This is a genomic window from Ruegeria sp. AN6 (assembly GCF_056540425.1).
In genome coordinates this window covers 135,402-148,315 of sequence record NZ_JBQFWR010000007.1, presented here as the reverse complement: position 1 = coordinate 148,315, position 12,914 = coordinate 135,402, and the positions used below count along the sequence as shown (strand labels likewise).

10 protein-coding genes are annotated in these 12,914 nt (G+C 58.2%); 7 read left to right on the top strand and 3 right to left on the bottom strand.

Annotation, left to right across the window (positions count from 1 at the left end; all coding sequences use genetic code 11):
* Window positions 1–208 precede the first annotated feature (208 nt).
* Window positions 209–1,999, bottom strand: a complete 1,791-nt coding sequence (locus ACR0MQ_RS12975; RefSeq protein WP_480608624.1) for a sensor domain-containing diguanylate cyclase — start codon at window positions 1,997–1,999, stop codon at window positions 209–211.
* A 167-nt stretch (window positions 2,000–2,166) separates the two neighbouring features.
* Here ACR0MQ_RS12975 and ACR0MQ_RS12970 point away from each other — a divergent pair, with 167 nt between their 5' ends.
* Window positions 2,167–4,563 (top strand): ATP-dependent helicase, encoded by a 2,397-nt coding sequence (locus ACR0MQ_RS12970; protein ID WP_480608622.1) that lies wholly within the window; start codon window positions 2,167–2,169, stop codon window positions 4,561–4,563.
* A gap of 3 nt (window positions 4,564–4,566) precedes the next feature.
* On the opposite strand, the gene ACR0MQ_RS12965 is transcribed toward ACR0MQ_RS12970, so the two are convergent.
* Window positions 4,567–4,857, bottom strand: coding sequence for a DUF1330 domain-containing protein (locus ACR0MQ_RS12965; RefSeq protein WP_010442602.1), 291 nt, complete (start codon window positions 4,855–4,857; stop codon window positions 4,567–4,569).
* A gap of 369 nt (window positions 4,858–5,226) precedes the next feature.
* The gene (locus ACR0MQ_RS12960) at window positions 5,227–5,451 is read right to left on the bottom strand and encodes a DUF1127 domain-containing protein (protein WP_029622106.1); all 225 of its coding nucleotides are present in this window, start codon (window positions 5,449–5,451) and stop codon (window positions 5,227–5,229) included.
* Between the two features lie 902 nt (window positions 5,452–6,353).
* Between ACR0MQ_RS12960 and mraZ the strand changes: the two genes are divergently transcribed.
* Genes mraZ through ACR0MQ_RS12930 form a run of 6 tightly spaced genes read left to right on the top strand, consistent with a single transcriptional unit; the run spans window position 6,354 to window position 12,898 of the window.
* Window positions 6,354–6,857, top strand: coding sequence for a division/cell wall cluster transcriptional repressor MraZ (gene mraZ / locus ACR0MQ_RS12955; RefSeq protein WP_170476981.1), 504 nt, complete (start codon window positions 6,354–6,356; stop codon window positions 6,855–6,857).
* A 4-nt stretch (window positions 6,858–6,861) separates the two neighbouring features.
* Complete coding sequence (gene rsmH, locus ACR0MQ_RS12950; protein ID WP_480608620.1) at window positions 6,862–7,854, top strand: 16S rRNA (cytosine(1402)-N(4))-methyltransferase RsmH; 993 nt, start codon at window positions 6,862–6,864, stop codon at window positions 7,852–7,854.
* Entirely contained in the window at window positions 7,851–8,219 is a 369-nt protein-coding gene (gene ftsL / locus ACR0MQ_RS12945) for a cell division protein FtsL (protein WP_170476976.1), read from the top strand. The genes rsmH and ftsL overlap by 4 nt, the downstream gene beginning before the upstream one ends.
* On the top strand, window positions 8,216–10,003 hold the full coding sequence (locus ACR0MQ_RS12940; protein WP_170476974.1) for a peptidoglycan D,D-transpeptidase FtsI family protein: 1,788 nt from the start codon (window positions 8,216–8,218) through the stop codon (window positions 10,001–10,003). Before ftsL ends, ACR0MQ_RS12940 begins: the two co-directional genes overlap by 4 nt.
* 22 nt (window positions 10,004–10,025) lie before the next feature.
* The gene (locus ACR0MQ_RS12935) at window positions 10,026–11,507 is read left to right on the top strand and encodes a UDP-N-acetylmuramoyl-L-alanyl-D-glutamate--2,6-diaminopimelate ligase (protein WP_480608618.1); all 1,482 of its coding nucleotides are present in this window, start codon (window positions 10,026–10,028) and stop codon (window positions 11,505–11,507) included.
* The gene (locus ACR0MQ_RS12930; protein WP_480608616.1) at window positions 11,504–12,898 is read left to right on the top strand and encodes a UDP-N-acetylmuramoyl-tripeptide--D-alanyl-D-alanine ligase; all 1,395 of its coding nucleotides are present in this window, start codon (window positions 11,504–11,506) and stop codon (window positions 12,896–12,898) included. Before ACR0MQ_RS12935 ends, ACR0MQ_RS12930 begins: the two co-directional genes overlap by 4 nt.
* Window positions 12,899–12,914: the final 16 nt, after the last annotated feature.

Here is a 12,914-nt window from a genome sequence, read left to right as displayed (position 1 = left end):
CGCTTTTCTTTACACGCGCTGCGCCGCAGCATCAAATACTGTATCTATGATGTCAGATTTTCTGTACCCTAAGTGCTTAGGGCTGTGGATTTCACTTCTGAAATCCGTCTCAATCCGAGTGATTCGGAAGCGCACAGGGCCAAGATTTCCAGATCAGCGAAGTCCTAGACGCCATGCCGGTCGCAAGCAGGCAACGACTGGCATGGGCTCAAGGCTTAGCAAGAGAGGTCGAGGAACCTGAAGCCACCGGCCTTTTTCGGTCGGCAATGTCCGTGACGGTCTGATTGGATTTTCCAACCTGCACCTGATTGCGACCTTTGTCCTTTGCCGCATACAGCGCATCATCAGCAACACGCATCAGATCCTGCGGCATCACACCGTGGGTCGGATAATGTGCAACCCCAGCTGAGATGGTGATGCGCGGCAGTGATTTCTCGCCATACCGAACCGTGATCGCTTCGACCGCCTGCCGGATCTGTTCCGCACGGGTCATCGCATCATCCGGCGTATTGTCCGGTAGGATCAGCATGAATTCCTCGCCGCCGATCCGGCAGGCCACTTCATCCCGATCACACCCAGTTTCAAGGGCCGATCCAACCGCGCGCAGCACCATGTCACCTGCGTCATGTCCATGCGTATCGTTAAACTTTTTAAAATGATCCACGTCCACCGCGATCAGGCTCGGCGGAGAGCCGGTTTGCTGACTGCGGCTGATGGCTTTGCGCAGTGTCTCAGTCATGTGGCGGCGATTGAACAATCCGGTCAGAGGATCGCGGACGGACTGGTCATGCAACTGATCCCGCATTCTGACATTCGCGATGGCCATGCTGATTTGCTCTGCACACAGTTGTGCCAGTTTCTTACTGTCATGGAACGCCTCTCCGCTGCCTTCATGAGCGCGCAGATGCAGCAAACCCACTGTCTCGCCATGCGCAAGAATGGGAAAGCAGAAATAGGGCCGCCCGTCATGAGGTTCGGCATGTTCGCAGACAAAATCGACCTCGGAGGCACCGAATTCATAAGTCCGTCCACGTCGCAGACCCCAGCACCCCTCGGGATGAATGTGCGCTTTGTGCGAGCCACCATTCCAGCTGGCACAGCCATCCAGCACATCGCGCGAGTTTGAGTAGACATATACACTGCCCTCGGCCTCAGGCAGAATGTGGGTCATGAAACGCGATACCATATCGAAGAGCTCATCCAATGACCGGCTGGATTGCAGCCATTCATTCAACTCACCCAGCAGGCGCACCTCGCGCGCGAGGCGCAGTTGATCATCCATTAGCTCGCGTTCCTTGTCTGACCTGTTTTTCAGCGACTGGAGCTGATACCGGTTGGTGCGATAGGTCACCAGACTCACCGCACTCAACGCAAACAGGGCAATCCCGCTTAGAATGGCCAGAGAAACCCGCAACCGGTAGATGAATGTACTGCGCAGGTCGGTGAAATCCGTAAAGAACTCGATCGCGCCTATGAAGCGGCCGTTCTTGGTGACCGGCATGAATACCTCGGCCACGTGATGCTGGGTGGTTTTGCTGGTGTTTTCCGTGTGCAGATCAAGCCCGTCAATTTCGGACAAAGGAACAGTTTCCTGAATGTAGTGTGTCATGCCCCGCGCCACGTCACTGCGAAAGAAGTTTCGCGGTTCCGAGGTGCCGATTTCCTCGGGGCGGGTCGACCAGACCACCCGTCCGGACGTGTCGAACAGTTTGAAGCGATAAACATCCGAAGCCTCGGGCATTGTCGAAAGAAACTCGGCATCATGATGATCGATTTGCCCTGTGCGCAGGGCGTTTTCTGGATCCTCTAGATGCAACACGACCCGGCGCTTCCAAAGCTCGGCCTGTTTAAGAATATCGGTTCTGAGCATACGGTCTACGACCGGAGCGGGCAGCGCATAAATGCTCCATCCCGCGGTCGCAGCCAGCGCTATAAGCAGAATGGTGATTCCCGCCCATTTCAGGCGATGGCCAAGCGGTCGCCGATCCTTCAATTTCATATTCCGCACTCCCACTGCATTGAACCAAGCATCATTGCCAAGGTTTGACAGGGGGTTAACGGCGGTGGGTGATTGTTTGGAAATTAACGAATGTGGCCGCAAAATCCTTGTGAACAAGGCGTGAACAAACCCTTTCCCTTGGCGCGCATCCAGCGTAGTTTGAATCCATGAGCAGTTTTGATGAAATGGACGCCTTCGAGGGCGCCTCACTGTCGGCGCGGGCGATGCCTGTGCCCTCGGCAGAGTATCTCAATGATCTCAACCCGGCACAGCGCGAAGCTGTTGAACGACTGGATGGTCCGGTGTTGATGCTGGCGGGCGCGGGAACAGGTAAGACTAAAGCGCTGACCGCACGGATCACGCATCTGCTTAGAACCCACCGCGTGCGTGAGAACGAGATTCTGGCGGTGACCTTCACCAACAAGGCCGCGCGCGAGATGAAACAGCGCGTAGGGCGCATGCTGGGTCGACCCGCCGAGGGAATGCCCTGGCTGGGCACGTTTCATGCGATTTGTGTCAAGCTGTTGCGTCGCCACGCGGAATTGGTCGGGCTAAAGTCTAATTTCACCATTCTGGACAGCGATGATCAGAAACGGCTGCTGAAACAGCTTACTCAAGCCGCCAATATCGATGACAAGCGCTGGCCCTCGCGGATGCTGGCAGGGATCATCGATGACTGGAAAAACCGAGCCTTGACGCCCGATAAGGTGCCTGCCGCAGATGCCGGAGCCTATAATCATAAGGGTATCGAGCTTTATGCCCAGTACCAGACCCGCCTGCGCGAGTTGAACGCGGTGGATTTCGGCGATCTGCTGTTGCATATGGTCACGATCTTCCAGACCCACCCGGACGTGCTGGAGCAATACCAGCGCTGGTTCCGCTACATCCTTGTGGACGAGTATCAGGACACCAACGTCGCCCAATATCTCTGGTTGCGCCTGCTAGCCGGTGGACACAAGAATATCTGCTGCGTCGGTGACGATGACCAGTCGATCTACGGCTGGCGCGGTGCCGAGGTGGGCAACATCCTGCGTTTCGAAAAGGATTTCCCGGGCGCCTTTGTCGTGCGCCTGGAACAAAACTATCGCTCAACCCCACATATTCTCGCCGCCGCGTCCAACGTCATTCGCGGCAATGAAAGCCGCTTGGGCAAAGAGCTTTGGACCGACCGGGAAGAGGGTGAAAAGGTCCGTCTGATCGGCCACTGGGATGGCGAGGAAGAGGCGCGCTGGATCGGTGAGGAAATCGACGCGATGCAAGGCGGCACGCGCGGCGTGCGGCCCATGAACCTCGACGAAATCGCAATCCTCGTCCGCGCCTCGCATCAGATGCGGGCGTTTGAGGATCGGTTCCTGACCATTGGTCTGCCCTACAGGGTGATCGGTGGCCCCCGATTCTATGAGCGGATGGAGATTCGCGATGCCATGGCCTATTTCCGGCTGGTGGTCAGCCCCGAGGATGATCTGGCCTTTGAGCGTATCGTGAACACCCCCAAACGCGGCCTTGGCGATAAGGCGCAGCAAACGATTCAGGTGGTGGCGCGCGAAAACGGAGTGTCTCTGGTCGACGGCGCGCGGATCGTTGTCGACAATGGTTTGATCAAGGGCAAGGGCGGCAAGGCGCTGCGCGAGTTGATCGACGGGCTGGCGCGCTGGAATGCGATGACGCGCGGGCCTCGGATCGAGGTCGATGATGACACGGTGATCGATGATGGCGTCTCGCCGATCCGCTACGGCGCGCCCGAGCATACGCATATCGAGCTGGCGCAGATCGTGTTGGACGAATCCGGCTACACCGCCCATTGGCAGAATGAAAAGACGCCTGAGGCGCCGGGGCGGTTGGAAAACCTTAAAGAACTGGTCAATCAGCTGGACAATTTCGAGAACCTGCAAGGGTTTCTGGAACATGTCAGTCTGGTGATGGACAATGAGCAGGACAGCGACGGGGCCAAGGTCTCGATCATGACCCTGCACGCGGCGAAGGGCTTGGAATTCCCCGTCGTGTTCCTACCGGGTTGGGAGGATGGGTTATTCCCCTCACAGCGCTCGATGGACGAATCCGGTCTCAAAGGCCTCGAAGAAGAACGGAGGCTGGCCTATGTCGGCATCACCCGGGCAGAAGAGGTCTGTACGATTTCCTTTGCAGCTAACCGACGGGTGTTCGGACAATGGCAGAACTCGATGCCGTCCCGGTTCATTGATGAGTTACCCGAAGATCATGTGGAAGTGCTGACGCCGCCAGGTCTGTATGGTGGTGGTCAGACCACTACCGGTATCGAAACCCGCGCGGCTGAGGCGAATGTCTATAACTCGCCGGGATGGAAACGGATGCAGGCGCGGCAGGGACAGTATGGAATGTCGCAACCGAAAGAAAGCCGGAATACCGTGATCGACGCCACAGCGGTCGCCAGCTTTACTCTGGGTGAGCGGGTGTTTCACCAGAAGTTCGGTTATGGGGCAGTGATCGGCATCGAGGGCGACAAGGTTGAGGTTGAATTTGACAAGGCCGGAACGAAAAAGGTCGTCTCGCGTTTTCTGACTGCGAAGGATGACGTGCCGTTCTGACGCTTACAGCCCCTCGACCAGCACCAGATTCGCTGTCGCCGTTTGTTGCCTGATCTTGGCCAACTCAACATAGTCCGGATCGTCCTTCCACGCGTTTGCGGCAGCCATGTCTGGGAACTCCATCAAGACAATACCGTCTTCTGCCCAACTGCCTTCGATCACTTCGACGGGCTTTGAGGATATGGTCAGCAGGCGCCCGCCATGCCGGTCAAAGATCGGCATGAAGCCTTCAAGGTATTTCTGGTATCCATCCGGGTCATGAATGGAAATCTGGGCGATGAAATAGGCGGCCATGGGACACTCCTGAAAATCGTTCACGGCCCCAGCTTACATCTTGTGCGTCAAAAACGAAAAACGGCGGTTCCCAGGGAGGAGGGGAACCGCCGTTCTTTTCTACATCAGGGCAGGGAGGAGGTAGCCCTGATGTATCCGAGCCCGGGTTTGATCCCGGTATGAGGAAGACGCGGCGACGTCAGGGAGGAGGAAGGCGTCGCCGCGCGCTTTCAACATCAGGGCAGGGAGGAGGAGAGCCCCGATGTATCGGCTTCCGGCAGTCAGAGCCGGTATTAGGTGCGGCAACGTCAGGGAGGAGGAGAGACGTTGCCGCTGATTACAGACCCAATAGGGAGGAGGATGGGCCTGATCTCAGTATCTGTGTCGCGCTTACTGCGCGGTTTGCTCTTCGGTGGCCTGCTGGGCCAGTCGACGGATCATCGAACGGTGCAGGCCCAGATCGGCCAGCTCGCGATCCGACAGTGCCGACAGTTCGTTTACCGTCTGGCGGTACAGGCGGTAGCGCGCAACGCGGGTCTTTACGGTTTCAACCAGTGCTGCGACTCCAAATACCGGAGCGCTCTTCAGACCTGTTTGTGTGCTTGCGACTGCCATCTTCATCATCCGTTCATTCTTGTTGCTGCCGGCATCGTCCGGCGCTTGCTTGAGACTGAAGATAGGCAAATGCTGCGATTGCACAATAGTTCGCGCCGTCAATGCTGCTATGCAGCAAATGCATGGATTGTCGGGATAATCCGGGCTACCCCAATAATTGCCTTTAAAATATAGGTTTTCGCATGCGGTTGGCTTTTTGCCAGTTCAGGTGCCGTGATTAAAGGTGCTTATCCCTTAAGCGGGATTGGCATTTGTTTGGGCATGTTGTGTCAGATCAAGAGGGGGTAGAGCTGTTCGCCTCTGATCCAGCTCGTGGTGTGACGGTGCCATGGGAAAGCATGGGTCGACTATGGGAATGGCCTCCTAAGCGATCGCGATTCGTCCTGTTTGGTTGGATCTCATGGGGGCTTGCACCGGATTTATCGCCAACTAGGAAGTTTAATGGGAATTCGTGGGAAAAAAATTTTTCAACACTGGGTTGCGCATATGTGGTGTTGACGGATACAAAAATCACAATTTATGGTGTATTTAGCCCTGATTTCGATTGCTTTAATCTTATTTTGAAGCCAGAATCAGTTCTCTTCTTGCAAAATTCCTGTTGATTTCCATGATTTCCCATGGCATCCCTTGTTTACCCGATGAGGGCGAGGACAGTTAAGGGGCACCAAACGACCCCGAACCAAAAATACAAAAACAGGTTTCATACAGGCATCTCGCTTTCATCAATCAACAGATCCGGCGCGCGGGCGAGCAGACATCCCCCCAGGTGGCGCGCGCAGCTGGACATCCCGCAAAGCGGGTCAATGCGGCGGGTTGATCAGTGGCAGCAGATCAACCCGCCGTTTTTCATCCGGGGGGAACGTGAATTTTGAGGTGGGGCGCAAGCGAAAGGGACAGTCGTCTTGGCGCGCAGGTTTAGAGGTGAAAGCCACCATAAGGTGGATACGAAGGGCAGGGTCTCGATCCCGGCCTCGTTTCGCCGTGTGCTTGAAGCGTCCGATCCCAACTGGCAGCCCGGTGACAATCCTGAACTGGTGATTGTCTATGGCGACCACCGCCGCAAATACCTTGAATGCTATACGATGGAAGCGATCGACGAGGTGGACGCCAAGATCGACGCGCTGCCGCGTGGCTCGATGCAGCGTCGGATGCTCCAGCGGATGTTCCACGGTCAGTCCTTTCCGACCAATGTGGACGAAACTGGCCGTCTGGTTTTGCCCGCCAAGTTGCGTAACAAGATCGATCTTGAGAACGAGGCATTCTTTATCGCCGCTGGTGATACCTTTCAGATCTGGAAGCCCGAGACATACGAGGCCGAGGAACTGGCCACGACCGAGGAATGGCTGGACGATCTGCCAGAGGATTTCGATCCGATGCAGTATCTCGACGGCATTGGGGACGGGTGACGGCATGGCCGGCGCTCAAAGCTCATCGGACAAACCTCACATCCCTGTTTTACTACGCCCGTTGCTGGCTGCAGTGGCGCCTGTGTCCGGCATTTGGCTGGACGGAACCTTTGGTGCAGGTGGATACACGCGCGGTCTGCTCGAAGTCGGGGCCGAGAAGGTCATTGGTGTGGATCGCGATCCACTGGCCTTTGAGATGGCCGCGGATTGGGCCAGTGAATACGGTGATCGGTTGGTGATGCTGCAGGGTGTGTTTTCGCGCATGGATGATTATGCGCAAAATCTGGACGGCGTCGTGCTGGACCTCGGCGTTTCTTCAATGCAATTAGATCAGGCGGAACGTGGCTTTTCCTTCATGAAAGACGGTCCGCTCGACATGCGGATGAGCCAGGAGGGTGAAAGCGCTGCTGATTTGATCAATACGGCAACCGAGACGCAACTGGCCGACATCCTGTTCCATTTCGGCGAAGAACGCGCCAGCCGTCGCATTGCCAAAGCCATCGTGAAGGCGCGGGCCGAAGAGCCGATCACAACGACTTTGCGGTTGGTCGAGATTATCGAATCCTGCCTGCCGCGCCCGAAACCCGGTCAGTCACACCCGGCGACGCGCAGCTTTCAAGGACTGCGGATTGCTGTGAATGCGGAATATGAAGAGCTGTTTCAAGGTCTTATGGCAGCAGAACGCGCTTTGAAGCCGGGCGGGCAGCTGGCTGTGGTCACTTTCCATTCTATTGAGGACCGGATGGTCAAGCGGTTCTTCCAATCGCGCGCGGGCAAGACAGGCCGCGCGAACCGCTATGCACCCGAGATGGCGCAGGAACAGCCGCAATTCACCCTCAAAACCCGGAAAGCCGTGGGGCCGGATGAGCAGGAGCTGCGGGAAAATCCACGCGCACGCTCGGCTAAGTTGCGTGTCGCCATTCGTACAGATGCTCCGGCGGGTGAAATTGAGGCACGGGCCATCGGGATGCCGGAACTGGGGGGAAGGGCAAGATGAAGAGTATTTTGTATATGTTGACGGCCCTTTCTGTCTTTGGGCTGGCGCTCTGGGCCTATCAGGAAAACTACCGCACCCAACAGGTGGTGAAGGAAACTCAGTCATTGCAGGGCCAGATCGGTATGGCGCAGGCACGACTGGCGGTGCTGAACGCTGAATGGGCCTATCTGAACCGGCCGGATCGTCTACGTGAACTAGCAGACCTGAATTTCGAGCGTCTCGGGCTGCTGCCTCTGCGCGCTGAACAGTTTGGCCGCGCGGACCAGATTTCTTATGGTGAAGATCCGGACCTGCCCATAGTCGACCCGCTTGAACTGCAGGCGATTGCCGAGACGCAGGCACTTGGTGAGGTGCAGTTCCCATGACCCGAACACCACTCCGTCCGCTGGCCCGAATCCTCGACGCCCGCGCCAAGGGCGAGAACCCGAAGACGATCGAGCGGGAGAATATCCGCAAACGTCACGAAGACATGAAAGACCGCGCCCGTGCGCGCGCCGAAGGCCGCCTGCTGGTATTGGGTCTGTTCTTCTTCTGCGCTTTCTCGGTGGTGGGTTTCCGCATGGGCGTTTTGGCCACGTCTGAAGCACAGGAACCACTGGCCAGTGCGCCGGGTGCTACCATCGCGATGCAACGCGCGAACATAGTTGATCGCGAGGGACGCATTCTCGCGACCAATCTCGACACCTATTCCGTCTACGCCCAGCCGCCGCTGATGATTGATCCGATTGCCGCCGCGGATCAATTGGTGGCGATTTTTCCCGATCTCGAAAAAGAGCGGCTGGTCAAGGATTTCACCGGCAAGCGTAAGTTCCTATGGATCAAGAAACGCATCTCGCCCGAGCAGAAGCAGGCCGTGCATGACATTGGTGATCCAGGTATCCTGTTCGGACCACGTGAAATGCGGCTATATCCCAATGGCCGACTGGCGGCGCACATTCTGGGTGGCTCGGGATTTGGTCGTGAAGGTGTCAGTGCAGCTGAAGTGATCGGTGTTGCGGGCGTCGAAAAACAATTCGACGATTATCTGCGCGATCCGGCCAATGGCAACAAACCCCTGCAACTGTCGCTGGACCTGACCGTTCAGGCAGCCGTTGAACAAGTGCTCTATGGTGGCATGAAGATCATGAATGCAAAGGGGGCATCGGCGGTACTGATGAACGCCCATACGGGTGAGGTTGTCTCGGCCGCTTCACTGCCGTCATTCGACCCCAATGATCGTCCACGCCCGCCGACGTCGGGCTTTGACCCCTCGGACAGCCCGTTGTTTAACCGCTATGTGCAGGGTGTGTATGAGTTGGGCTCAGTCTTCAAAATCTTCACCGCCGCACAGGCCGTTCAGTTGGGGCTGGTCAATTCCAACACGATCATCGACACATCCGGCCCGATGAAAATCGGGCGTTTCCCGATCGGCGAATTCAACGGCAAGAACTATGGCGAGATCAGCGTGGCAGATGTGATCGTCCATAGCTCAAACCGGGGCACCGGTCGCCTGGCCTTGCAAATTGGGGCCAAGCGGCAGCAGGACTTCCTGAACGCATTGGGAATGTTCGACCCAACCCCATTTGAAATCGTCGAAGCCAAAGGCGGTCAGCCTCTCAAGCCCAAGAAATGGGGCGAGTTGAGCACTGTGACCATCTCCTATGGCCACGGCTTGTCGACCAGCCCAATGCATCTGGCCGCTGGGTACGCTGCGGTTGCCAATGGCGGGCACTATGTCAGCCCGACCATCCTGCGCCGCAATGGTCCGCAATACGGCCCACGCGTGATGTCCGAAAACACGGCCAAACAAGCGCAGAATATGCTGCGCAAAGTGGTCACGGATGGCACCGCCAGCTTTGGGGATGTCAAAGGCTATGACGTAGCAGGCAAGACCGGCACTGCCGACAAGCCCAAGCCACGCGGCGGGTATTACGACGACAAGGTTATCGCCACTTTCGCCACCATCTTCCCGGCTTATGATCCGAAATATGTGCTGATCGTCACGCTGGATGAGCCCTCGATTGTCGCCTATGGCGAAAAGCGCCGCACCGCAGGCTGGACTGCTGTTCCGGTTGCCGCTGAACTGATCGGGCGCGTGGCGCCGCTCTTGGGGCTCAGACCCCGGCTTGAGCCTGAGGCGCGCGCTGCTATAACGCTGACCTCAAATTAGGCCGTCGGACAAGAGGTGGGTCATGGGCAATCGGTCAAAGAAACTTAGCCAACTGGCCCTGACCGCGCGGGGTGGGGCGAATCCCGACATCACCGGACTGGCCGTCGACAGCCGTGAGGTGAAAGACGGCTTCCTCTTTGCTGCCCTTCCCGGCACTCGCGTTCATGGCGGAGAGTTTATCCAATACGCCCTGCGTATGGGGGCAACCGCCATTCTCACAGACGCAGAAGGGGCCGAGCTCGCTGCCAAAGAACTGGCCGCATCCGACGCGGCGCTGATCGTGACCCAAGACCCCCGTCAGGCCTTGGCCGGGGCCGCGGCACTTTGGTTCGGCGCTCAGCCGCAAACCATCGTGGCGGTCACTGGCACTAACGGTAAAACATCCGTGGCCAGCTTTGTGCGCCAGATCTGGACCGAGTTGGACCTCGCCGCCGTCAACCTGGGCACCACCGGGGTTGAAGGTGCATGGACCGCGCCTTTGGCGCATACCACGCCCGAGCCGATCACGCTGCACCGCTGTCTGGCCGAGGCAGCCGACAATGGTGTGACCCATGCGGCGATGGAGGCCTCATCTCACGGCCTTGAACAACGTCGTCTGGATGGTGTGCATTTGGCCGCCGCCGGGTTCTCGAATTTCACACAAGACCATCTGGACTATCACGATACGTTCGAGGCCTATTTCGCCGCTAAGGCCGGGCTGTTTGACCGTGTGCTGCCCGAGGACGGGGTCGCGGTGATAAACCTTGGCGACCCGAAGGGCGTCGAGATGCGCAAGATCGCTGAGGCGCGGGGGCAAAATATTATCAACGTTGGACCTGAGGGTTCTGATCTTTGCCTGTTGAACCAACGCTTTGACGCAACCGGGCAAGACCTGCGTTTTTCGTGGAAAAGCAAGACCTATCAAACCCGTTTGAACCTGATCGGCGGATTTCAGGCTGAAAACGTCCTGCTGGCCTGCGGTCTGGTTATCGCGGCAGGAGAGGACCCCGACCGCGTTTTCGAAACCCTGCCGCATCTGACAACGGTCCGGGGCCGAATGCAACTGGCCGCCACCCGCAACAACGGCGCGGCGGTGTTTGTCGATTACGCGCATACGCCGGATGCGGTTGCTACAGCGCTGAAAGCGATGCGCCCTCATGTAATGGGTCGTCTGATCGCCATTGTTGGCGCAGGTGGGGATCGGGATGCCACTAAACGCCCTCTCATGGGGCAGGCGGCCACAGAGAATGCAGATCTGGTCTTCGTTACCGACGATAACCCCCGCAGCGAAGACCCGGCGATCATCCGTGCCGCTGTCATGTTGGGTGCGCCTGAAGCGACTGAAGTCGGCGATCGGGCCGAAGCGATCCTGCGTGGCATCGACGCGCTGCAACCGGGTGACGCCCTGTTGATCGCGGGCAAAGGCCACGAAACCGGCCAGATCGTTGGCGATCAGGTTCTGCCCTTTGATGACGTGGAACAGGCCAGTATCTCGGTCGCCGCGTTGGACGGGAGGGTCGCATGACGCTCTGGACCGCAGCCGAGGCCGCCGAGGCCACCGATGGACGCGCCACCACCGATTGGCAGGTGAGTGGGGTCTCGATCGACACCCGCACCTTGCAACCCGGAGACCTGTTCGTCGCGCTCAAAGCTGCCCGCGACGGCCATGATTTCGTCGCGCAAGCGCTGGAAAATGGTGCAGGTGCCGCGCTGGTATCCCGCATTCCCGAAAGCGTAACCGAGGATGCGCCGCTTTTGATCGTTGATGACGTACAGACCGGGCTGGAAGCTTTGGGTCAGGCGGCCCGTGCCCGGACAGCGGCGCGCATAGTGGGTGTGACCGGCAGTGTCGGCAAAACCTCGACCAAAGAAATGCTGGCCAGCATATTGGAAACGCAAGGGAAAACCCATGCAAGCGTCGCCAGCTACAACAACCATTGGGGTGTACCGCTGACACTGGCGCGGATGCCGCGTGATACCGAATTTGCCGTGATTGAAATCGGCATGAACCACCCGGGTGAAATCGCCCCTCTGGCGCGTCAGGCGCAGCCGCATGTGGGGTTGGTGACGACGGTGGCTGCGGTGCATCTCGAGGCGTTCGACTCGGTCGCGGGGATCGCCCATGAGAAGGCCGCGATTTTCGACGGGTTGACCAAGGGCGGGGCCGCCATCGTGAACGCCGATATCGAACACGCCGACATCCTGCGCAGCTGCGCGCAGGCGCTGGGCGCGAAGATTATCGATTTTGGTCGAACGGCCCAAGATTACGCTCTGACCGAGGTGGAGCAGGGCGCCAACAGCCTTCAGGCGCGGGGTAAGGTTGGCGAAAACACTATCTCGTTCAACGTTCAATCGGCAGGAACGCATTTTGCGATGAACGCGCTGGGCGCTCTGGCGGCTTGCGTCGAACTTGGCGTCGATCTGGATCAGGCCGTTGCTGGCCTGCGCCGCTGGTCCCCGGTCAAAGGTCGCGGGGTGCGCGAAGTGATCGCGCTGCCTGGCGGCGATCAGATCGAGCTGCTGGATGACAGCTACAACGCCAACCCAACATCGATGGAGGCCGCATTGGACGTGCTAGCCGCATCGCAAGGTAATCGTAAGATCGCCTTTCTGGGCGACATGAAAGAGCTGGGTGCGCAGGAACACGCGATGCACGCGGCCATGGCCGATGTGGCCGCGATGGCTCAGGTCGATCAGGTTCACTGCATCGGTCCACTGATGCAGGCGCTGCATCAGGCCTTGCCGGAGGGCAAGCGTGGGCTTTGGACTGAGACCAGCGCCGAGATGGTCGGGCAACTGCCCGAGTTGATCCGTAACGGCGACGCAGTGCTGGCAAAGGGTTCGCTCAGCATGGCATTGGCACAGATTGTTGACGGTCTGCGGAAAATGGGGCAAGGGGGCGCGCTTGAGCCGTAAGCGCCCGTGATGCCCG

What these genes read in the sequence shown, in the direction of transcription:
- ACR0MQ_RS12975 (WP_480608624.1), bottom strand. Translation starts at nt 1,999, where the DNA reads ATGAAATTGAAGGATCGGCGACCGCTTGGCCATCGCCTGAAATGGGCG.
- ACR0MQ_RS12970 (WP_480608622.1), top strand. Translation starts at nt 2,167, where the DNA reads ATGAGCAGTTTTGATGAAATGGACGCCTTCGAGGGCGCCTCACTGTCG.
- ACR0MQ_RS12965 (WP_010442602.1), bottom strand. Translation starts at nt 4,857, where the DNA reads ATGGCCGCCTATTTCATCGCCCAGATTTCCATTCATGACCCGGATGGA.
- ACR0MQ_RS12960 (WP_029622106.1), bottom strand. Translation starts at nt 5,451, where the DNA reads ATGGCAGTCGCAAGCACACAAACAGGTCTGAAGAGCGCTCCGGTATTT.
- rsmH (WP_480608620.1), top strand. Translation starts at nt 6,862, where the DNA reads ATGGCCGGCGCTCAAAGCTCATCGGACAAACCTCACATCCCTGTTTTA.
- ftsL (WP_170476976.1), top strand. Translation starts at nt 7,851, where the DNA reads ATGAAGAGTATTTTGTATATGTTGACGGCCCTTTCTGTCTTTGGGCTG.
- ACR0MQ_RS12940 (WP_170476974.1), top strand. Translation starts at nt 8,216, where the DNA reads ATGACCCGAACACCACTCCGTCCGCTGGCCCGAATCCTCGACGCCCGC.
- ACR0MQ_RS12935 (WP_480608618.1), top strand. Translation starts at nt 10,026, where the DNA reads ATGGGCAATCGGTCAAAGAAACTTAGCCAACTGGCCCTGACCGCGCGG.
- ACR0MQ_RS12930 (WP_480608616.1), top strand. Translation starts at nt 11,504, where the DNA reads ATGACGCTCTGGACCGCAGCCGAGGCCGCCGAGGCCACCGATGGACGC.